This is a genomic window from Streptomyces sp. YKOK-I1, from assembly GCF_054660435.1.
Map to the genome: position 1 here is coordinate 3,009,271 of NZ_BAAGDR010000001.1, position 19,707 is coordinate 3,028,977.

At 73.6% G+C, this 19,707-nt stretch carries 17 protein-coding genes and 1 riboswitch; of the genes, 8 read left to right on the forward strand and 9 right to left on the reverse strand.

What is annotated here, in order from left to right; translation table 11 throughout:
• Positions 1-168: 168 nt before the first annotated feature.
• From ACYQ8Q_RS12985 to ACYQ8Q_RS12995, 3 genes are read left to right on the forward strand one after another with little or no spacing between them, the layout of a single operon-like run.
• Entirely contained in the window at positions 169-1,206 is a 1,038-nt protein-coding gene (locus ACYQ8Q_RS12985) for an AAA family ATPase (RefSeq protein WP_460064625.1), read from the forward strand.
• Positions 1,206-2,588 carry a DUF58 domain-containing protein gene (locus ACYQ8Q_RS12990; RefSeq protein WP_460064627.1) on the forward strand — a complete coding sequence of 461 codons (1,383 nt, stop codon included), beginning with the start codon at positions 1,206-1,208 and terminating at the stop codon, positions 2,586-2,588. Before ACYQ8Q_RS12985 ends, ACYQ8Q_RS12990 begins: the two co-directional genes overlap by 1 nt.
• A complete protein-coding gene (locus ACYQ8Q_RS12995) occupies positions 2,585-5,089 on the forward strand; it encodes a transglutaminase family protein (RefSeq protein WP_460064628.1) in 2,505 nt (834 codons plus the stop codon). The genes ACYQ8Q_RS12990 and ACYQ8Q_RS12995 overlap by 4 nt, the downstream gene beginning before the upstream one ends.
• Before the next feature lie 87 nt (positions 5,090-5,176).
• Here the strand turns inward: ACYQ8Q_RS12995 and ACYQ8Q_RS13000 are convergent, their stop codons facing one another.
• The 3 genes from ACYQ8Q_RS13000 to ACYQ8Q_RS13010 form a co-directional block, all read right to left on the reverse strand.
• A complete protein-coding gene (locus tag ACYQ8Q_RS13000) occupies positions 5,177-5,569 on the reverse strand; it encodes a DUF3040 domain-containing protein (protein WP_358987969.1) in 393 nt (130 codons plus the stop codon).
• Positions 5,570-5,845: 276 nt separating this feature from the next.
• Positions 5,846-6,616, reverse strand: coding sequence for a methyltransferase (locus ACYQ8Q_RS13005; protein WP_460064630.1), 771 nt, complete (start codon positions 6,614-6,616; stop codon positions 5,846-5,848).
• 642 nt (positions 6,617-7,258) lie between these two features.
• A complete protein-coding gene (locus tag ACYQ8Q_RS13010) occupies positions 7,259-7,822 on the reverse strand; it encodes an SAV_6107 family HEPN domain-containing protein (protein ID WP_460064632.1) in 564 nt (187 codons plus the stop codon).
• A 166-nt stretch (positions 7,823-7,988) separates the two neighbouring features.
• On the opposite strand from ACYQ8Q_RS13010, the gene ACYQ8Q_RS13015 reads away from it, so the two are divergent.
• From ACYQ8Q_RS13015 to ACYQ8Q_RS13030, 4 genes are all read left to right on the forward strand, one after another.
• Positions 7,989-8,765 (forward strand): ATP-binding cassette domain-containing protein, encoded by a 777-nt coding sequence (locus ACYQ8Q_RS13015; protein WP_460064634.1) that lies wholly within the window; start codon positions 7,989-7,991, stop codon positions 8,763-8,765.
• Positions 8,737-10,821, forward strand: coding sequence for a YhgE/Pip family protein (locus ACYQ8Q_RS13020; RefSeq protein WP_460064635.1), 2,085 nt, complete (start codon positions 8,737-8,739; stop codon positions 10,819-10,821). Before ACYQ8Q_RS13015 ends, ACYQ8Q_RS13020 begins: the two co-directional genes overlap by 29 nt.
• Before the next feature lie 44 nt (positions 10,822-10,865).
• A complete protein-coding gene (locus ACYQ8Q_RS13025) occupies positions 10,866-11,492 on the forward strand; it encodes a TetR/AcrR family transcriptional regulator (RefSeq protein WP_460064636.1) in 627 nt (208 codons plus the stop codon).
• A gap of 442 nt (positions 11,493-11,934) precedes the next feature.
• Positions 11,935-13,407, forward strand: a complete 1,473-nt coding sequence (locus ACYQ8Q_RS13030; protein WP_460064637.1) for a phytoene desaturase family protein — start codon at positions 11,935-11,937, stop codon at positions 13,405-13,407.
• Positions 13,408-13,426: 19 nt separating this feature from the next.
• Here ACYQ8Q_RS13030 and ACYQ8Q_RS13035 read toward each other — a convergent pair whose 3' ends face one another.
• From ACYQ8Q_RS13035 to ACYQ8Q_RS13060, 6 genes are all read right to left on the reverse strand, one after another.
• A complete protein-coding gene (locus tag ACYQ8Q_RS13035) occupies positions 13,427-14,455 on the reverse strand; it encodes an SCO2102 family sporulation regulator (protein ID WP_460064639.1) in 1,029 nt (342 codons plus the stop codon).
• 56 nt (positions 14,456-14,511) lie between these two features.
• Entirely contained in the window at positions 14,512-15,435 is a 924-nt protein-coding gene (gene metF / locus ACYQ8Q_RS13040) for a methylenetetrahydrofolate reductase [NAD(P)H] (RefSeq protein ID WP_460064641.1), read from the reverse strand.
• A 143-nt stretch (positions 15,436-15,578) separates the two neighbouring features.
• On the reverse strand, positions 15,579-16,226 hold the full coding sequence (gene thiE / locus ACYQ8Q_RS13045; protein ID WP_460064642.1) for a thiamine phosphate synthase: 648 nt from the start codon (positions 16,224-16,226) through the stop codon (positions 15,579-15,581).
• A 32-nt stretch (positions 16,227-16,258) separates the two neighbouring features.
• Entirely contained in the window at positions 16,259-16,624 is a 366-nt protein-coding gene (locus ACYQ8Q_RS13050; RefSeq protein ID WP_055638238.1) for an Rv2175c family DNA-binding protein, read from the reverse strand.
• A 93-nt stretch (positions 16,625-16,717) separates the two neighbouring features.
• On the reverse strand, positions 16,718-17,920 hold the full coding sequence (locus ACYQ8Q_RS13055; protein ID WP_460073287.1) for an NAD(P)/FAD-dependent oxidoreductase: 1,203 nt from the start codon (positions 17,918-17,920) through the stop codon (positions 16,718-16,720).
• Positions 17,921-17,997: 77 nt separating this feature from the next.
• Positions 17,998-18,348 (reverse strand): hypothetical protein, encoded by a 351-nt coding sequence (locus ACYQ8Q_RS13060; protein ID WP_460064643.1) that lies wholly within the window; start codon positions 18,346-18,348, stop codon positions 17,998-18,000.
• A gap of 75 nt (positions 18,349-18,423) precedes the next feature.
• A riboswitch (TPP riboswitch) is annotated at positions 18,424-18,536 on the forward strand.
• Between ACYQ8Q_RS13060 and thiO the strand changes: the two genes are divergently transcribed.
• Positions 18,534-19,700 (forward strand): glycine oxidase ThiO, encoded by a 1,167-nt coding sequence (gene thiO, locus ACYQ8Q_RS13065; RefSeq protein ID WP_460064645.1) that lies wholly within the window; start codon positions 18,534-18,536, stop codon positions 19,698-19,700. (Overlaps the previous riboswitch by 3 nt.)
• Positions 19,701-19,707 lie beyond the last annotated feature (7 nt).

Consider the following 19,707-nt stretch of genomic DNA (forward strand, 5'->3'; position numbering starts at 1 on the left):
TATCGCGGGCAGTTGTCCACAGGCGAGTGACACGAATCGGTAACGGCAGCAAGAATGCGGTTGTGACGCCACGCCGAACATTTCACGGGTGGCGCACGTGATTCGGGGTGGGCCGGTTCGCGGTGAAGAGCGTCGGCCCTGAGGAATGTAAGGGCCGAGGAGGGCCGGGTGACGACCTATGACGAGCGAGCGAGCCTCACGGATCTGACCGCCACTGTGGATCGAGTCCGCAGTTCGGTGGAGGGAGTGATCGAGGGCAAGCCCGAGGTCGTACGGCTTTCGCTGACCGTGCTGCTCGCCGAGGGACATCTTCTGATCGAGGACGTCCCCGGCGTCGGCAAGACGATGCTCGCCAAGGCGCTGGCGAAGTCGATCGACTGTTCGGTGCGCCGGATCCAGTTCACACCGGACCTGCTGCCCTCGGACATCACGGGCGTGTCGATCTGGGACCAGCAGCGCCGCGACTTCGAGTTCAAGCCGGGCGCGATCTTCGCCCAGATCGTGATCGGCGACGAGATCAACCGGGCCTCGCCCAAGACGCAGTCCGCGCTCCTGGAGTCCCTGGAGGAGCGCCAGGTCACCATCGACGGGCAGACGTACGAGCTGCCCAGCCCGTTCATGGTGGTGGCCACGCAGAACCCGGTCGAGATGGAGGGCACCTACCCGCTGCCCGAGGCCCAGCGCGACCGTTTCATGGCCCGGGTCTCCATCGGCTACCCGAGCGCGGAGGCCGAGCTGCAGATGCTCGACGTGCACGGCGGGGTCAGCCCGCTGGACGACCTCCAGCCGGTCGCCCACGCGCACGAGATCGTGAAGCTGATCGACGCCGTCCGCACGGTCCATGTCGCCGAATCGGTTCGCCGCTACGCCGTCGACCTGGTCGCCGCCACGCGCACCCACCCGGACCTCAGACTCGGCGCCTCGCCGCGCGCGACGCTGCACCTGCTGCGCGCGGCGAAGGCGTCCGCCGCCCTCTCGGGCCGGGACTACGCGCTGCCGGACGACGTGCAGAACCTCGCCGTGGCCGTCCTGGCCCACCGTCTGCTGCCCACGGCGCAGGCCCAGCTCAACCGCCGCACGGCGGAACAGGTCGTCGAGGAGATCCTGCAGCGCACCCCGGTGCCCACCGGCGGCCAGCAGCACACCTACGGCGGCCTGGGCCAGAACACGCCCGCGTACCCGCAGCAGCCGCCGCGGAGGATCTGATGGCCACCGGGGGGACCGGCCGGACCGGACAGCCCCAGGGCGGCCGCCTCGAGAAGGGCGGCGCCCGGACCGCCCTCGCGGGTCTGACCACCCGCGGGCGCTCCTTCCTGGCGGCCGGCATAGCCGCCGCCGTCTGCGCGTACGTGCTCGGGCAGCCCAATCTGCTGCGGGTCGGGCTGCTGCTGGCCGCGCTGCCGCTGATCTGCGCGGCCGTCGTCTACCGCACCCGCTACCGGGTCGCCGGCAGCCGCCGGCTGGCCCCCGCGCGCGTGCCGGCCGGCGACGAGGCCCGCGTGCATCTGCGGATGGACAACGTCTCGCGGCTGCCCACCGGCCTGCTGATGCTCCAGGACAAGGTGCCCTACGTCCTCGGCCCGCGCCCCCGGTTCGTCCTGGACCGGGTGGAGGCGGGCGGCCGGCGCGAGGTGTCCTACCGGGTCCGCTCCGATCTGCGCGGCCGTTATCCGCTGGGCCCGCTCCAGCTCCGGCTGAGCGACCCCTTCGGCATGTGCGAGCTGACCCGGTCCTTCTCGACGTACGACACCCTGACGGTGATCCCCCGGGTGGAGGCGCTGCCGCCGGTGCGGCTGAGCGGCGAGGCGAAGGGGTACGGCGATGGCCGGCAGCGCGCGGTGGCGCTGGCCGGCGACGACGACGTGATCCCGCGCGGCTACCGCTACGGCGACGACCTGCGCCGGGTGCACTGGCGTTCGACCGCCCGGTACGGCGAGCTGATGGTGCGCCGCGAGGAGCAGCCCCAGCGGGCCCGCTGCACGGTGCTCCTGGACACCCGGGCCCTGGCCTACGCGGGCGCCGGCCCGGACTCGGCCTTCGAGTGGGCGGTCTCGGGCGCCGCGTCCGTCCTGGTGCACATGCTGGAGCGGGGCTTCTCGGTCCGGCTGCTGACGGACACCGGCACCTCGGTGCCCGGGGAGGGCGCCGACGGGTTCGCCGGCGCCAGCGGGGAGTCGGCGGACGCGGCCGGGCTGATGATGGACACCCTCGCGGTGGTCGACCACTCCGACGGCGCGAGCCTGTCGCGCGCCTACGACGTGCTGCGCAGCGGCAACGAGGGGCTGCTGGTGGCGTTCCTCGGAGACATCGACGAGGAACAGGCGGCGATCGCCGCGAAGATGCGCCAGCGCAGCGGGGGCGCGGTCGCCTTCCTGCTGGACAGCGACACCTGGGGACGTGAACCGAACGGCATGGCCCATCCGATGAACAGTCAGGAGGAGCGGCTGCGGTTGCTGCGCGAGGCGGGCTGGACCGTCCTGGGCGTACCGCAGGGCACCTCGCTGAACGAGCTGTGGCGTCAGGCCGACCGCGAGCGGGCGGGCGTCGTCACGGCGGGCGGGACACGTGCGGGGGAGGCGGGATCATGAGCGGACGGGCTCGGCTGACACTGTGCTCGGCGGCGGCCACGCTGATGGCGTCGTGCGCCCTGCTGCCCCTGGTCGACCCGGCGACCTGGATCCTCCAGGCGGCGGTGCTGCTGGCGATCCAGTCCGGGGTGGGCGCGGCCGCCCGCCGGGTGCCGCTGGCCCGGCCGCTGACGGTGGCCGCCCAGGCACTGGTCTCGCTGCTGTTGCTCACCCTGGTCTTCGCCCGGGAGCAGGCGCTGCTCGGGGTGGTTCCCGGCCCGGAGGCGATCCGGCACTTCGGGGAGCTGCTGCGGGCCGGCGCCGAGGACGTCGGGCAGTACGCGATCCCCGCCCCGCTGTCCGACGGCATCCGGCTGATGACGGTCGGCGGAGTGCTGGTGATCGGCCTGGCGGTGGACACCCTCGCGGTGACCTTCCGCAACGCCGCCCCGGCCGGTCTGCCGCTGCTCGCGCTGTACTCGGTGGCCGCGGGGCTGTCCGACGGGTCGAGCGACTGGGTGTGGTTCCTGGTCGCCGCGGTCGGCTATCTGATGCTGCTGCTGGCCGAGGGCCGCGAGCGGCTCTCCCAGTGGGGCCGGGTCTTCGCCGGCGCCCCGCGCACCCCGGGCGGACAGCCGGGGGCGGTGGCGCCGGTGCGCACCGGGCGGCGTATCGGCATGGCCGCGCTGGGCGTGGCCCTGGTGGTGCCGCTGCTGCCCCTGCCGGCGATCCAGGGCGGTCTGCTGGCGGGCGCCGGGACGGGCGTGGGCGCGGGCAACGGCAGCGGGGGCACGATCTCCGCGGTCAACCCGGTGGTGGGGCTGCGCGACAGCCTGAACGTGAACGAGGACCGCACGGTCCTGACACTGAGCACCAACGCCGACGACCTGTCGGACATGTATCTGCGGATCGTCTCCCTGGACGACTTCGACGGCACCACCTGGAAGCCCTCCAAGCGCCACATCGTCGCGGTGCCGGACGAGTTGCCCACGCCCACCGGTCTGGGTGCCGACATCAAGCGCTCGGTGGTCACCACGCGGATCTCGGCGGCCACCGGCTACGCCCAGGCCTGGCTGCCGATGCCGTATCCGCCGAGCGGAGTGAGGATCAAGGGCGACTGGCGGTACGAGCCGGTCGGCATGACCCTCGTCGGCGACCACGGCGAGGACACCAGCGGCAAGACGTACGAGGTGACGAGCCTCGATGTGCAGCCGACCGCGCAGCAGCTTCAGGACGCGCCGAAGGCGCCGAGCTCGATCCGCGACGAGTACACCAAGGTGCCGGGCTCGCTGCCGAAGGTGGTGGCGCGCCAGGCGAAGGAGATCACCGCGGGCGCGACGAGCGACTACGCGAAGGCGGTCGCGCTCCAGGACTACTTCGCGGTCACGGGCGGCTTCGAGTACGACACCGATGTGGAGGTCGGCTCCGGGCCCGACGCGATCGCCCGGTTCCTGCGGGACAAGCAGGGCTTCTGCGTCCACTTCTCGTTCGCGATGGCGGCGATGGCCCGCACGCTGGGCATACCGGCCCGGGTCGCGGTGGGCTTCGCGCCGGGGTCCCCGCAGGCGGACGGATCGGTGGCGGTGAGCCTGAAGGACGCGCACGCCTGGCCCGAGCTGTACTTCGAGGGTGTGGGCTGGACCCGCTTCGAGCCGACCCCGACGCGCGGGACGACGCCTTCGTACACGGTGCCTGACTCCTCGGACACGGACACCCCCGACCTGCCGCAGTCCTCGCAGTCGGCGGACGCGGCCCCCTCGGCGGCGCCCTCGACGAGCGCGAGCTGCTCGGCGCAGGACAAGAAGCTCGACGGCTGCGGTGCGGCGCTCCCGCTGGACGAGGCGGAGCAGGGCGGCCAGGGCACCCCGCTGTACGAGACGGTCGGCTGGATCCTGCTGGGCGCCCTGGCGCTGACCCTGCCCCTGCTGCCGATGCTGTGGCGGCTGCGGCGGCGGTCGGTGCGGCTGGCGTCGGCCCGGCACTCCGGGGCCGTGCCGGCCGGCGGACGGCATCCGGCGGGCGGCACCGACGGGCTCGCGGCGGGGGACTCAGGTTCCGCGGTGCTGCTGGACGAGCCGTCCCACGAGGCGGCCGAGGCGGCCGCGGCGCATGTGCTGGCGGTCTGGCGCGAGCTCATCGACACGGCCTGGGACTACGGCATCGAACCGGACGACGCGCTGACCCCCCGGCGGGCGGCGGCGCGGATCGTGCGGATCGGGGAGCTGGACGAGACGGCGGCCGGATCGGTGCACCGGGTGGCCGGGGCCGTGGAGCAGGTGCTGTTCGCGCCGCACCCGCGCGCCGGGACCGGGCTGTCCGAGGAGGTCCGCCGGGTGCGGGCGGCCCTGCGGGCGAGGGTCGGCTGGACCACCCGGGTACGGGCGGTCGTGGCACCCCGGTCGGCCGTCCGGGCGGTCTGGGACCTCGCGGACCGCTGGACGGCCTTCAAGGCGTCCTGGGCGGAGCGGGCGGACCGGCTGGCGAGCCTGCTGCGCAGGCGCCCCTCGGGTCAGCAGGGCTGAGCGGAGGACGGAGAGGCGCGGATACGTCGAGGGGGTGACCACCCGGTGGGTGGTCACCCCCTCGACGTCGTCCGGGGTGGGGGCCGGTCAGTGGCCGCCCTGCTCGTCTCGGCGGCGCTGCCAGCGCTGCTCGATCCGGTCCATCAGTGAGCGCTTCTGCCGTCCCTGGCCGCGGGTGTGATGCGCGCCCGCGGGGTGTTCGCCCGGCTTGGGCGCCTTGCGCCAGCCGGTGACCGCGAGCACCGCACAGCCCAGCATGACGAGGAAGCCCACGACACTGAGCCACACCTGCTTGGCGACCATTCCCGCCATGAGGAGCGCGATACCCACGAGGAAGCCCGCGACCGCCTGGTAGACCCGCCGCCGGGTGTACGTACGCAGCCCGCTTCCCTCGAGCGCCGACGCGAACTTGGGATCTTCGGCGTACAGCGCTCGCTCCATCTGCTCGAGCATGCGCTGCTCGTGCTCCGAGAGCGGCACGGAGTCCTCCTCATTCGTGCAGTCGCCGGGGCGACTCGGGGGTCCCTTCAGGATAGGCAGGGATTCGCCCCCGTGAAACCCGCCCCTCTACGCCAATTGGCCAACCGGAGCCCGCCATGGGCGTCCCGGTCCGCTGAGGCTTCCATTCCCCAGCGGCCGACCCGTCATGCCGGGCGGTCTCCCTCGATCATACGGCGCACCGCGCCCGAACGGGGGGCCTGTGGCGTACTCCATGTGCCGCCAAGCCCCTGATCAGCGGGCGGGGTCCGGGAGCGCTCAGGCCCCCTCGGTCCCCCGCGTCTCACCGAGCACATGGAGCTGGGTGGCGACGGAGTGGAAGGCGGGGAGTTCGGCGGCGGCCTCCTCGAGCTTGAGCAGGGCGTCGAGGGCGCCGGGCTCGGTGTCCACGAGGACGCCGGGGACGAGGTCGGCGAAGACCCGTACGCCGTGCACGGCGGTGACGCCAAGGCCCGCGCCCTCGACGAGCCCGGTGAGCTGCTCGGCGGTGAAGCGGCGCGGCACGGGGTCACCGCTGCCCCAGCGGCCGTCCGGGTCGGAGAGGGCCTGCCGGGCCTCCTTGAAGTGGCCGGCGAGGGCCCGCGCCAGGACGGCTCCGCCGAGGCCGGCGGCGAGGAGGCTGAGGACGCCCTCGGGGCGCAGGGCGGCCACGGTGTTGCGGACGCCTTCGGCGGGGTCGTCGACGTACTCCAGGACGCCGTGGCACAGGACGGCGTCGTAGCCGCCGCGCTCGACCACGTCGAAGAGGCCGTGGGCGTCGCCCTGGACGCCGCGCACCCGGTCGGCTACGCCGGCCTCGGCGGTGCGGCGCTCCAGCGCGAAGAGCGCGTTGGGGCTGGGGTCGACGACCGTGACCCGGTGACCGAGGCGGGCGACGGGCACCGCGAAGTTGCCGCTGCCGCCGCCGGTGTCGAGGACGTCGAGCGCCTCGCGGCCGGTGGCCTTGACCCGGCGCTCGAGGGCGTCCTGGAGGACCTCCCAGACCACGGCGGTACGGAGAGCGGCACGGGGGCGGATCGGGTCCGGCACGGCGGTTGACTCCTCGGCGCGGCACCGCCTCTTGCGCGGCGGAGCGAACGGGCTGCCTCCCGGACCGGCGCGACCGGAACGGTCCGGGCGGAGGGAAGGCTTCAAACACCGTCCACCCTATTGCCTCCGGCACCCGCACCGGGCACTCCGTCCCACCGCACCCGACATCCCCCATCCGCCCCGCGCCGGGCCTGCGCCCACCCTCCGTCCGCCCATGTCCGGCCCCGGCAGGACGAGCTCAGAAGCACACCCCTGACACGGCACCCCGGCAGGACGCCCCCGGCAGGACGGGCCACTCAGGACGACCCTGGCACGGCACCCCCCAAACGGAACGGCCCCACAGGACGCCCCCACACACCGCGCCCTCACACAGCGGGCTCGGCAGAACGGGCTCGGGAGCACGCCCCCAGTTACTGCACCCCCGGCGAACGGCGCCCCCAACACGCCGCGCCCTCTCACAGCGGGCTCGGCAGGACAGGCCCGGGAGCACGACCCCGGCACGGCACCCCCGGCAGGACGGGCCGCTCAGCACGGCCCGGCAAGACGCCCCGGCGGAACAGCCCCGCAGGACGACCCCGCAAGACGACCCCGGCGCTGCGGCCCCGGTGCGGTGGGCTCGGGAGGATGGGGGGTGGGCCCGCCTCAGCCCGCGTTCGGTATCGGTCGTCCCTGGCCCCTGCCGTCCGGGTCGTCCCCGTCCTGGCGGGGCTGGGGCAGGACGGGCTGGAGGACCAGCATGCGCTCGACGAGGCGGACGAACATCGCCACGTCGCGTATCAGATCGTCGGCGTCCCGGCGGCTGGCCGCGCCCTGGATGTCCGCCTCGGCCCGGGCGCGTCGCCGGGCCCCGGAGGCGAACAGGGCGCTCCACTCGGTGAGTTCGGGCGCGATCTCGGGGAGCACCTCCCAGGCGCTGCGGATGCGCGCCCGCTTGCGGGGGGAGGGGTCGGGGCGGCCGCGGGCGGCGAGAACGGCGGCGGCGGTGCGCAGGGCGGCCAGATGGGCCGTGGCGTAGCGCTCGTTGGGGGTTTCGAGGACGGCCGCCTCCTCCAGGCCGGCACGGGCCTGGGCGAGCAGGTCGAGTGCGGCGGGCGGTGCCGTCGTCCGGCGCAGCACGGGGTGGACGTCGCTCGCCGGGCCGGTCAGTGAGGGGGCAGGGCCGGTGGCGCGGCGCCGGTGTGCGGCGGCTGCGTGGAAGCTGGCCATGACGAACCTCCTGTCGTCTGGGTGACGGCACTCCCTGGCGGGTGGTGCCGTATGTGCCCATCGTGCGGTATGCCACTGACAATCCGTTCTGACCTGGGCTTTTGCTTCGATCGAAGGTTCGGGCTATTTTTTGCACTGACCAGTCAGTTCAAAAAGTGGGGGGATTGTGGGCGGCGTCCGCATCACAGCCGAAGGCCTCGGCCTCAGCGGCCCCCGGGGTTGGGCCTTCCGGGGCGTGGACCTCGACGCGGAACCCGGCTCGCTGCTCGCGATCGCGGGACCGTCCGGCTCCGGCCGCACGAGCCTGCTGCTCGCGCTCACCGGCCGGATGAGAGCCACCGAGGGGACGGCGACCGTGGGCACGGCCCGGCTGCCGAAGCAGTCGGCGGCCGTACGCCGGATCGGCGCGCTCGCGCATGTCGCCGGCGTCACCGACCTCGACCCGGCGCTGACCGTCGACGAGCACCTGCGCGAACGGGCGCTGCTCCAGCGGCGGTTCGGCGGATCCGTACGGGACCTGCTGCGCCCGCGCGCGGAGCGGGCCGCGGCGGCGGAGCTCGGCATCGGCACCGCACTGGAGGCGGCCGGTCTCGACCGCGCGGCCCTGCCCAAGGGCGGGCGGACCGCCGTACGGGATCTGGAACGGATCGAGGCACTGCGGCTGTCGGTGGCCCTCGCGCTCGTCGGACGGCCGGCGCTGCTCGGCGTCGACGACACCGACCTGAAGCTGTCCGAAGCCGAACGCGGCGCGGCCTGGGACCTGTTGAGAGCGATCGCCGCGTCCGGGACCACCGTCCTGGCGGTCTGCGCCGAGGCCCCCGAAGGAGTCACCGCGGTGTCCGCCCGCCCACCCGGGGACACGGCGCCGGACACCGAGGCGCCCGCCCCCGGACCCGACGAGAAGGAGAAGGCCGATGCGCTCGCCGCGACTGGCCGCGATTGAGCTGCGCCGCTTCGGCAGGGGGAAGCTGCCGAGGGCCGCCCTGGTGGCGCTTCTGCTGCTGCCGCTGCTCTACGGGGCGCTGTACCTGTGGTCGTTCTGGGACCCCTACGGCCGGCTCGACCGCATCCCGGTGGCGCTGGTCAACGACGACAAGGGGGCGACGGCCGACGGCAGGCGGATCACCGCCGGGGACGACATCACCCGGGGGCTGCGGGACAGCGAGGTCTTCGACTGGCACGAGGTGAGCGCCGAGCAGGCACGCGCGGGCGTGGAGGACGGCACCTACTACCTGTCGCTGACCATGCCCGCCGACCTCAGCGCGCGGATCGCCTCCAGCGCGGGCGACACACCGGAGACCGGCGCCCTCCGGGTACGGACGAACGACGCGAACAACTACATCGTCGGGCAGATCTCACGGACCGTCTTCAGCGAGGTCCGCACGGCCGCCTCCACGAAGGCCTCGCGGTCGTTCCTGGACAAGATCTTCGTCTCGTTCTCCGACCTGCACGGCGCGACCGCGAAGGCGGCCGACGGCGCCGACGACCTCAACGGCGGCATCGGCAAGGCCGAGAAGGGGTCCAAGGACCTCGCCGACGGACTGGCCGCGGCCAAGAAGGGCAGCGGCTCGCTGGCCACGGGCCTGGAGAAGCTCGACTCGGGGTCCGGCGAGCTGGCGGACGGCACGCAGCAGGTCGCGAACGGCACCCAGACGCTCGCCGACCGGGTCAACGGGGTCGCGGGCAAGGTCGGCCCCTTCCTGAAGGACAACGAGAAGACCATCGGCGACACCGCGCAGCTCGTCGCGGACTCCGCCGAGGCGGTCGGCGCCCACCTCGACACGCTGGTGAAGGCCGCCCCGATCGCCGGCGAGGGGGCACACACCGCCTCGGACGCCCTCGCCGCCCTCTACCGGGCGCGCTGCGAGAACCCCGTGCTGCCCGACCCCGCCTGCGCGGACCTGGAGAAGGCCCGGGACACGGCCGCCGAGGTCGCCACGATCGCGGACGACCTCACCACGCTGATCGCCGACCAGGACGGCGACCTGACGACCCTGCGCGCCCACCTCGGCACCCTCCAGGAGCAGGCACAGGCCCTCGCCGACCGGGCCCCGCACCTCTCCGAGGACCTCGACGACGCGGTGACCCGGATCAACGCCCTCAACACGGGCGCCCGGAAGGTCGCCGCGGGAGCGCGGGAGCTGCACACCGGGCTCGGCACGGCCAGCACCGGCGCCGGCACCCTGGACCAGGGCGTCGGCAGGCTCAGGTCCGGGGCCGCGGACCTCACCGGCGGCATGTTCAAGCTCTCCGACGGCTCGGGACGGCTCGCCGACGGGCTGCACGACGGCGCCGCGCGCATCCCCGACTACGACGAGCAGCAGCGCGACACGCGGACCGCCGTCATGGCCGACCCCGTGCGACTCGCCGCCCAGGACCTGCACAAGGCGGCGAACTACGGCACCGGTTTCGCCCCGTACTTCATCCCGCTGTCACTGTGGGTGGGCGCGATGGTGGCGTACATGCTGATCCCGCCGATGAACCGGCGCGCCCTCGCCGTCGGCGCCCCGGCCTGGCGGATCGCGCTGGCGGGCTGGCTGCCGGTGGTCGCCGTCGGGGTGCTCCAGACGACGGCCCTGATGGCCGTGCTGCACTGGGCGATCGGCCTGGAGATGGCCCGCGCGGCCGGGACGGTGGGCTTCCTCTTCCTCGTCACGGCGTGTTTCGCGGCCCTCGTGCAGTGGCTCAACGCACGCTTCGGCGCGGCGGGCCGGATCCTCGTCCTGGCGCTGCTGATGCTCCAGCTCACCTCGGCGGGCGGCACCTATCCGGTGCAGACCAGCCCCGGCTTCTTCAACGCCATCCATCCCTGGCTGCCGATGAGTTACGTCGTGGAGGCGCTGCGCAGGCTCATCACGGGCGGCGGACTGGAACCGGTGTGGCACGCGTGCGTGGTGCTCGTCCTGTTCACCGCGGGGGCGCTGGCGCTGACCGCCCTGTCGGCACGCCGCCGCCAGGTGTGGACGCTGGACCGGCTGCACCCGGAACTGAGCCTGTGAAGATCCGGCGTACGGGAGGTCGGGTTCCTGTGACAATCGGGACCATGGAAAGCAGCACCACGTCGGGCGGCCGCACCCGCCGCGAGGCCACCCGGCAGAAGCTCTACGAGGCGGCCGTCACCCTCATCGCCGAACAGGGCTTCTCCGCCACCACGGTGGACGAGATCGCCGAGCGGGCCGGCGTCGCGAAGGGCACGGTCTACTACAACTTCGCCAGCAAGTCGGTCCTCTTCGAGGAGTTGCTGCGGCACGGCGTGGGCCTGCTCACCGCCTCCCTGAGACAGGCCGCCGAGGACACCGAGCAGCGGGGCGGCAGCAAGGTCGACGCGCTGGACGCGATGGTCCGCGCCGGCCTTGTCTTCATCGAGCGCTACCCGTCCTTCACCCAGCTGTACGTGGCCGAGCTGTGGCGCACCAACCGGACCTGGCAGTCCACGCTGATGGTGGTGCGCGAGCAGGCGGTGGCCGTCGTGGAGGGCGTGCTGCGCGAGGGCGTGGACAACGGCGAGTTCAGCGAGGAGATCGATGTCCAGCTGACCGCGTCCGCGCTGGTCGGGATGGTCCTGGTGGCCGCCCTGGACTGGCAGGCGTTCCAGCCGGAGCGCTCGCTGGACGATGTCCACTCGGCGCTGTCCCGGCTGCTGCAGGGGCGGGTGAGCGGTCCCCGCTGACGGACGGGGCACCTACGACGGGACGCGCACGCACGAAAGCGCCGGTCCGCCATGGCCACGTCCCCCGCGGGCCACCACGCACCGGCGCTTCCCCGTGCTCCCCCGTTCCCCCCGATTTCCCCCGTTCCCCCGTGCGGTCGGTTCCCCCGGGTCTCCCCGTATCTCCCCCGTGTCTCGCTCCCGCCGACTGGTCGGCGGAAGGAGCGGAGCGAGGGCCGCTCCGTTCCGGCGCCCCGTGTCGCCGGTGCCGGAGCCGCGCCCCTTTTCCGTGTCTCCACTGTCGCGTTCGCGCAGGCCGGCCCCCATCCGCGCGCGTACTCAACTCACCGACTAGGTACGTGTACTCAGGGCTGTGTGCTCAACCCCAGAACGCTCCGCGGTCGTCTGGTCACGATCGCCTCCGTCGCCGTACTTGTCGGTGGCGGCCGATAAAGTCACCGGCATGGCACGGATTGCGGTGATCGGCGCCGGGCTGGGCGCGATGGCGACCGCCGCCCGGCTGGCCGTCGCGGGCCACCGGGTGGCGGTGTACGAGCGTACGGAGACGTACGGCGGAGCGGTGCGCCGCTTCGAGCGGGACGGCTTCGGCTTCGACACCGGGCCGGGGCTGCTGCCCCTGCCCGCGGTCTACCGGGACCTGTTCGTCAAGACCGGCAAGGAGCCGCTGGAGGCGTGCGTCGAGCTGGTCCAGGTCGATCCGTCGGCCCGGCACCTGTTCGCGGACGGCACCGAGGTGTCCCTGCCGAACGCCTCGCGTGCGGGGGTCGTCTCCGCCCTGGACGGGGCGCTCGGCCCGGGCGCGGGGCTGCGTTGGGGCGACTTCCTGGTCCGGGCCCGCGAGGCCTGGGACCGCACCCGCCGTCCGCTCCTGGAGGAGCCCCTGTGGCCGAACTGGCGGGTGCTGGCCGACCGTGAGCCCTATCCGGCGGTGCCGCACAAGAGGCTGCTGCGCACCCGCCGGGCGGGCACCCTCGCCGAGGTGGGCGCCTGGGAGCTGCGTGACCCCCGGCTGGCCGCCCTGCTGGAGGGGCACGCGCTCGTGTACGGCCTGGATCCCCGCCGCGCCCCGGCGAGCGCGGCCGTGCTGCCGTACATGGAGCACGCCTTCGGCATGTGGTACGTGCGCGGGGGTCTGCGGGAGCTGGCCCGCGCGGTGTACGAGCGGTGCGTGGCCCGCCGGGTCGAGTTCGTCTTCGGCGCCGAGGTCGTCCGGGTGCTGGAGAAGGACGGCCGGGCGACCGGTGTGGAGCTGGCCGGTGGCGAGGTGGTGGACGCGGACTTCGTGGTCGCGCCCGGCGGCACGGCGGGGCTGCCCGTCCGGGGCGAGGGCGAGGTGCCGCCCCAGCGGGGCCTGCCCAGCAGGCTGACGGTGCTGCTCGCGCTGCGCGGTGCCCGGCCTGAGGGCACCGCGCACCGGACGGTGGTGCACACCGGGGACCGTGAGGGCGAGTTGGAGAGCCTGTTCGGTACGGCGCCCGCGGTGCCCGCGCGGCCGACGGTCACGGTGGTGCGGCCCGGCGATCCGGCGCTGCTGCCGGACGGCGACCACGAGGCGGTCACGCTCGGTGCCACGGTGCCCGCGGGGGCGGAGATCCGCGAGGAACACGTGGAGGCTCTGGTCTCGGCGGCCGAGCGGGCCGTGCCGGGGCTGCGCGACCGTGTGCTGTGGCGCGAGGTGCGCACCCCCGCGGACATCGCGGCGGAGACGGGAGCCCCGGGCGGCGCCGTCCCTGCGCCGTCGCTGGCGGCGGCCGGGGGCCGACTGCTGCACCCGGCCAACTCGACCGGTCTGCAAGGGCTGTTCACGGCCGCCGGCTGGTCACATCCGGGAGGCGGGCTGCCCCACGCCGGCATGTCGGGTGCGCTCGTGGCCGGACTGATCGTGGAGGGACCGGAGTTCCGCGGCTCGCAGTGAGGGCCTGACGGCCGGGCCGTCAGAAGCGGTACTGCTGGTCGTCGTACCCGTGGTTCTGCTGCCCCTGCTGACCCTGCTGGCCGTCGCCCTGGTACGGGTACTGCTGCTGCTCGGGCGGGAGTTCACTGCCGAACGGGTCGTCGGTGCGCTGCTGCGGGACCCAGACCCCGCCCGCCGGGGTCTCCCCGTAGCCCCCGGTGGCGCCGGTGCCGTACTGGTCCTGGCCGTGGCCCTGCTGCCCGTACTGCTGCTGGTCGTAGCCGCCGTCGTAGGAGCCGCCGCCGTAGGTCTGGGTGCCGATGTACGGGTCGGAGTAGGCGGCGTACTGCTGCTCGCCGGTGGTGTCGTAGCCGTACTGCTGCTGGTTGTACCCGGAGTAGCCGTCGTAGCCGTAGCTCTGGTCGGCGCCCTGGGCGGCCGTCGCGTACTGGTCCTGGGACTGGCCGCCGGCTCCCGCGAACTCGGAGGAGTCGGTGTATATGCCGTAGGCGTTGGTGTCGTCGGGCATGGGCTGCGGCGAGTAGACGGTGGTGGTCTCCGCGGCGGAGGCCTGGGCCGTGCGGGCGGCCGGGGTGAAGACGTCGTCGCGGTCGTAGTCCTCCTCGGCGAAGGCGCCCGCGCCCTTGTCCTGGCCGTAGACCGGGCCGTCGCCGCCGAAGGAGGAGGAATCGATGTCGCCGTATCCGGGGAGGCTCCCGGTCCCCGGCTCGGCGCCGTCCAGGTCCGGGTCCTCGCGGTCGTCCTTGGTGCGGCGGCCCTTGCCCAGGCCCTTGGGGAGCGGTCCCTCGCCGTCGCCGCGGCGCACGGCCCAGCCCTCGGCGAAGCCGCGGCGGAAGGACAGCGTGACGTACGTCTGGCCGACCGCGAAGGCGGCCGCGCCCAGCCCGATGACGATCACCGAGGGGATCAGCACGCCCAGCACGACACCGAGGAAGCCCACGAAGGCCAGCAGTCGCCAGCGCAGGCGCGCCTTGTACTGCAGCAGCACCTCACCGAGCAGCCACAGCGCGACGATGCCGAACGCGATGTAGAGGACCGTCCAGCCCATGTACGCCCCTCTCCCAGTGGCCGCTACGCAGTGTGTCGTAAATCGGTGCGACCGGTCTAGGCCTGCGGCGGGTGGTGCAGACCCAGGTTCTCGTAGATTTCCAGTGTCGCCGTGGAGTTGTTGAGCGTGATGAAGTGCAGTCCGGGCACTCCCTCGGCGAGGAGCCGAGCGCAGAACTCCGTGGCGAAGTCGATTCCAATGGAGCGTACAGCGGCCGGATCCTCTTTGGCTGTGAGGATCCGCTCTTTCAGGACGTCCGGGAAGTGCGCGTTGCTGAGCTTTGGCAGCCTCTCCAGCATCTTCACACTCGTCACCGGCAGGACCTCCGGGATGACGGGGGTCTCGCAGCCGGCCGCCGCGACCCGGTCGCGCAGCCGCAGGTAGGACTCGGGCTGGAAGAACATCTGCGTGATGGCGTAGTCGGCGCCCGCCCGGCACTTGTCGACGAAGTGCGCGACGTCGGTGTCCCAGTCGCCGGAGCGCGGGTGCATCTCGGGGAAGGCGGCGACGCCGACACAGAAGTCGCCCGACTCCTTGATGAGCCGGACGAGCTCGGCGGCGTAGGTGAGGCCCCGGGGATGCGGCACCCAGTCGCCCATCGGGTCGCCTGGCGGGTCGCCGCGCACCGCGAGCATGTTGCGGATCCCGGCGTCGGCGTACTGGCCGATGATGTTGCGCAGCTCGGCGATGGAGTGGTCGACGGCGGTGAGGTGCGCCACCGGGGTGAGGGTGGTGTCGACGACGATCTGCTGGGTCTCCTTGACCGTGGTCGCCCGGGTGGAGCCCCCGGCGCCGTAGGTCACCGAGACGAAGTCGGGGGCGACCGCCTCGACCCTGCGGAGCGCGTCCCACAGGCTCCGCTCGCCCTTGGGCGTCTTCGGCGCGTAGAACTCGAACGAGTACGTCGTCTTGCCGGTCGCCAGGATGTCACGCACGGTGCGTGCGCGGTCCGTCCTGGTGGATGCGGTTCCTAGGGCCATACCCGCAGGTTATCCAGGGGCCGACGGTCACCCAACCGGATGCCGGATATTTGCCCGAATTGTCGGCCGCTTGTCCACCCATTGGACAGACATCCGGACAGGCATACGGGCAGGCATACGGGCAGGCATACGGGCAGACGTCCTTAGTGCTGACGCAACCGCTTCGCGAACTCCGCCGCCGCCGTGCCCGGATCGTCCGCCTCGGTGAGGGCCCGGACGACCACGACCCGGCGGGCGCCGGCCTCCAGCACCTCGTCGAGGGTGCCGAGGTCGATGCCGCCGATCGCGAACCAGGGCCGCTCGGTGCCGAGGGCGGCGGTGTGCCGGACCAGGCCGAGGCCGGGCGCGGGCCGGCCGGGCTTGGTGGGGGTGGGCCAGCAGGGGCCGGTGCAGAAGTAGTCCACGCCCTCCTGGACGGCGGCGGCCTCCGCCTCCGCCCGGGAGTGGGTGGAGCGGCCGATGAGGACGTCGTCGCCGAGGATCGCGCGGGCCGCGGGGACCGGCAGGTCGCCCTGGCCGAGGTGGAGGACGTCGGCGCGGGCCGCGTGGGCGACATCGGCCCGGTCGTTGACCGCGAGGAGCTTGCCGTGCCGGGCGCAGGCCTCGGCGAACACCGCCAGCAGCTCCAGCTCCTCGGCGGCCTCCATGCCCTTGTCGCGCAGCTGCACGATGTCGACACCGCCCGCGAGGACCGCGTCCAGGAACTCCGGGAGGTCGCCCTGGCGGGTGCGGGCGTCCGTGCACAGGTACAGGCGGGCGTCGGCCAGGCGTGCGCGAGCGGTGTCGGTCATCGGTGTCCCCCGTGGTGTCGGTACTGGCTGCCTCAGACGGCGAGCGCCTGGGCGCGGCGCTTCACCTCCGTACCGCGATTCTCGCTGAGGGCCTGGGCGGGGGTGCCGGGCAGGCTGTCGTCGGGCGTGAAGAGCCACTCCAGCATCTCTTCGTCCGTGAAGCCGTCGTCCCGCAGCAGCGTCAGGGTGCCGGCGAGGCCCTTGACGACCTTGTCGCCGTCGATGAAGGCGGCGGGCACGTGCAGCGCGCGGTTCTCACCGCGGCGTACGGCGATGAGCTGGCCCTCCTTGATCAGCTGCCGGACACGGATCACGTCGACATCGAGCATCTCCGCGATGTCGGGCACGGTCAGCCAGGCAGGGACGAGAGCATCGGTCTTTGCGTCAATCTCGGTCACGGGGTCAAGGGTAGGCGCATGTGGGGGTGGGCGGCGATGGGTGCGTGGTCGGGTGCGGCCGCGTGGGGGCTGGTCGCGCAGTTCCCCGCGCCCCTAGGTGAGTGCAGTCGCGGTCTTCAAAGGGCGGCCCGGGTCCGCCAACGCCTCAGGGTCCATGCGGGTGGCTGACTCGATCAGGCGTCTGCCCTGGGCCAGGTCGCGGGGGCGGCCCACGGCCAGGAGGGCGGTCAGGTGGCCCTCGCGGAGCCAGCAGACGCTCCAGGCCGGGCCCGTCGGGTCGCCGCGCCAGACCAGGGTGTCGGCCGGGGCGTGGTGGCCGGCGTACTGGACGAAGCGGCCGAACTGCTCGGACCAGAAGTACGGGACCGGGTCGTAGACGGCCGGGGGCTCGTCCGTGGCCGTGCCGATGATGTTCGCGGCGACCGTGCGGGGGCCCTGGAGGGCGTTGTCCCAGTGGTGGACGAGGAGGCGTTCGCCGTAGCGCGCCGAGGGGAAGGAGGCGCAGTCGCCGACCGCGTACACGTCCGGGACGGAGGTGCGCAGCCGGTCGTCGGCCAGGACCTCGTGATGAGGGCCCAGAGCGACGCCGGAGTCGGCCAGCCAGGCGGTGGCGGGTCGGGCGCCGATGCCGACGACGACGGCGCCCGCGGGCAGCCGGGTGCCGTCGTCGAGGACGACCGCGCCGGGCTCGACGCGGGCCACGCGCGCGCGAGTGCGCAGGTCGGTGCCGCTGTCGGCGTACCAGGAGGTCATCGGGGCGGCGACCTCGGCCGGCAGGGCGCCGGCGAGGGGCCGGTCGGCGGCCTCGACGACGGTGACCGCGCAGCCGGCCTCGCGTGCGGCGGTGGCGAACTCGGCGCCGATCCAGCCGGCGCCGACGACCACGATGTCGTGCGCGGCGGCGAGGACGGGCCGCAGCCGTTCGGCGTCGTCCAGGGTGCGCAGCAGATGGACGCCGGGCACACCGTCGGCGCCCGGCAGCCGGACCGGTTCGGCGCCGGTGGCGAGGACGAGGACGTCGTACGGGACGGGCCCGGCCTCGGTGTCCACCTCGTGGTCGGCGGGCCGCAGGCCGAGCACCTCGCGGCCGAGCAGCAGCTCGATGCCGAGGCCCTCGAAGTCGACGTCGAAGGCGGAGCCCTCGGCCTTGCCCAGCAGTACCGCCTTGGACAGCGGTGGCCGGTCGTAGGGCTGGTGGGGCTCCGCGCCGATCAGCGTCACGGTGCCGTCGAAGCCCTGTTCGCGCAGGGCGACCGCGGTCTGCACCCCGGCCATGCCCGCGCCGACGACGACCACGCGCCGCCCGGCCCGCCTGTCCTCTTCCCTGCTCAGCTCGCTCACCTGATCACCATAGACACCTGACGTTTCGTCAGTCAGCCGTCGTGCTCCGTGACCTGCTCCACAACGCTGGTGCCGCTGCCCTCCTGCGACTCCCAGGACCAGGTCTCCTCCAGCCGCACCCGGCCGTCCGGCAGGGCGAGGACCGTCGAGACGCAGTGCCCCGAGGAGGTCGTACCGTCCTGCTTGAGCTGGACGTACCGGAAGTCGAGCCGGTCCTCCTCACGGGTACCCACGAGATGGCCGCGTACGACGTCGCCGCCCGCGTAGTCCGCCCAGATCACACCGTCGTGCTCGTGGTACGCGAAGCGGGTGCGGGTGCCGACCTGGCCCGGGGCCTGGTCGGCGACGGGGGCGAGGACGAGACCGTCGAGCGAACGGGGCATCGGGACAGGGCTCCTTGCGGGGCGGGAGGCTCCCTTTACAGGGGCGCGGAAGCACGGGCTAGGGTGTGGCCAACGTAGAGCACTCGCGGGAGCCCGGACGCACCGGGCTGAGAGGGAGGCTGGCCGGCCTCCGACCGTACGAACCTGATCCGGGTCATGCCGGCGAAGGGAGGGGCTGGACGCCCATGTCGCGTACACGTACATCCGACGTCCTCGTCGTGGGGGGCGGGATCATCGGGCTGGTCACGGCGTGGCGGGCCGCGCAGCGCGGGTTCGCCACGGCGGTGGTGGACCCCGAGCCGGGCGGCGGGGCCGCGCGGGTGGCGGCCGGGATGCTGGCCGCCGTCACCGAACTGCACCACGGCGAGCAGACCCTGCTGGGGCTCAACCTGGCCTCGGCCCGCCGGTACCCGGACTTCGCGGCCGAGCTGACGGAGGCGACGGGGCTCGGCCTCGGCTACCGCAGGTGCGGCACGCTCGCGGTGGCGCTGGACGCCGACGACCGCGCCCATCTGCGGGAACTGCACGCGTTGCAGGCGCGGTCGGGGCTGGAGTCGGAGTGGCTCACGGGCCGGGAGTGCCGGCGCCTGGAGCCGATGCTCGCGCCCGGGGTGCGGGGCGGGCTGCGGGTGGACGGCGACCACCAGATCGATCCCCGGCGGCTGGCCGACGCGCTGGTCGTGGCGTGCGAACGGGCGGGGGTGGTCCTGCACCGGGCGTGGGCCGAGCGGCTGTCGGTCGTGGGCGGGCGGGCGGCGGGGGTCGTCACGGGTGACGGTACGGCGCTGGGGGCGGGGCAGGTGGTGCTCGCGGCGGGGAGTCTCAGCGGGCGGCTGGCGGGGGTGCCGGAGGACGTACTGCCGCCGGTGCGGCCGGTGAAGGGGCAGGTGCTGCGGCTGTCGGTGCCGGCCGGGTACGCGCCGTTCCTCAGCCGTACCGTGCGGGCCGTGGTGCGCGGCAGCCAGGTGTATCTGGTGCCCCGGGAGAACGGCGAGCTGGTCGTGGGCGCCACCAGCGAGGAACTGGGCTGGGACACGGCGGTGACGGCGGGCGGCGTGTACGAACTGCTGCGCGACGCGCACGAGCTGGTGCCGGGCATCACGGAACTGCCGCTGACGGAGACGCGCGCGGGACTGCGGCCCGGCTCCCCCGACAACGCGCCGCTGCTCGGGCCGACCGCGCTGGAGGGGCTGCTGCTGGCCACCGGGCACTACCGCAACGGGGTGCTGCTGACGCCGGTGACCGGGGACGCCCTGGCGCATGCCCTGGCCACCGGGGAACTCCCCGACGAGGCCCGCCCCTTCACGCCCCGGCGTTTCGGCGCCGCCGCCCGCTCGGAGCAGCTCGTATGAACGTCTC

Excerpts from the sequence above, each read along its gene's own strand:
- thiE (WP_460064642.1), bottom strand. The coding sequence starts at position 16,226 with ATGACCGACACCGCTCGCGCACGCCTGGCCGACGCCCGCCTGTACCTG.
- ACYQ8Q_RS13060 (WP_460064643.1), bottom strand. The coding sequence starts at position 18,348 with ATGCCCCGTTCGCTCGACGGTCTCGTCCTCGCCCCCGTCGCCGACCAG.
- ACYQ8Q_RS13030 (WP_460064637.1), top strand. The coding sequence starts at position 11,935 with ATGGCACGGATTGCGGTGATCGGCGCCGGGCTGGGCGCGATGGCGACC.
- ACYQ8Q_RS13035 (WP_460064639.1), bottom strand. The coding sequence starts at position 14,455 with ATGGGCTGGACGGTCCTCTACATCGCGTTCGGCATCGTCGCGCTGTGG.
- ACYQ8Q_RS13020 (WP_460064635.1), top strand. The coding sequence starts at position 8,737 with ATGCGCTCGCCGCGACTGGCCGCGATTGAGCTGCGCCGCTTCGGCAGG.
- ACYQ8Q_RS13025 (WP_460064636.1), top strand. The coding sequence starts at position 10,866 with ATGGAAAGCAGCACCACGTCGGGCGGCCGCACCCGCCGCGAGGCCACC.
- ACYQ8Q_RS13010 (WP_460064632.1), bottom strand. The coding sequence starts at position 7,822 with ATGGCCAGCTTCCACGCAGCCGCCGCACACCGGCGCCGCGCCACCGGC.
- ACYQ8Q_RS12995 (WP_460064628.1), top strand. The coding sequence starts at position 2,585 with ATGAGCGGACGGGCTCGGCTGACACTGTGCTCGGCGGCGGCCACGCTG.
- thiO (WP_460064645.1), top strand. The coding sequence starts at position 18,534 with ATGTCGCGTACACGTACATCCGACGTCCTCGTCGTGGGGGGCGGGATC.
- ACYQ8Q_RS12990 (WP_460064627.1), top strand. The coding sequence starts at position 1,206 with ATGGCCACCGGGGGGACCGGCCGGACCGGACAGCCCCAGGGCGGCCGC.
- metF (WP_460064641.1), bottom strand. The coding sequence starts at position 15,435 with ATGGCCCTAGGAACCGCATCCACCAGGACGGACCGCGCACGCACCGTG.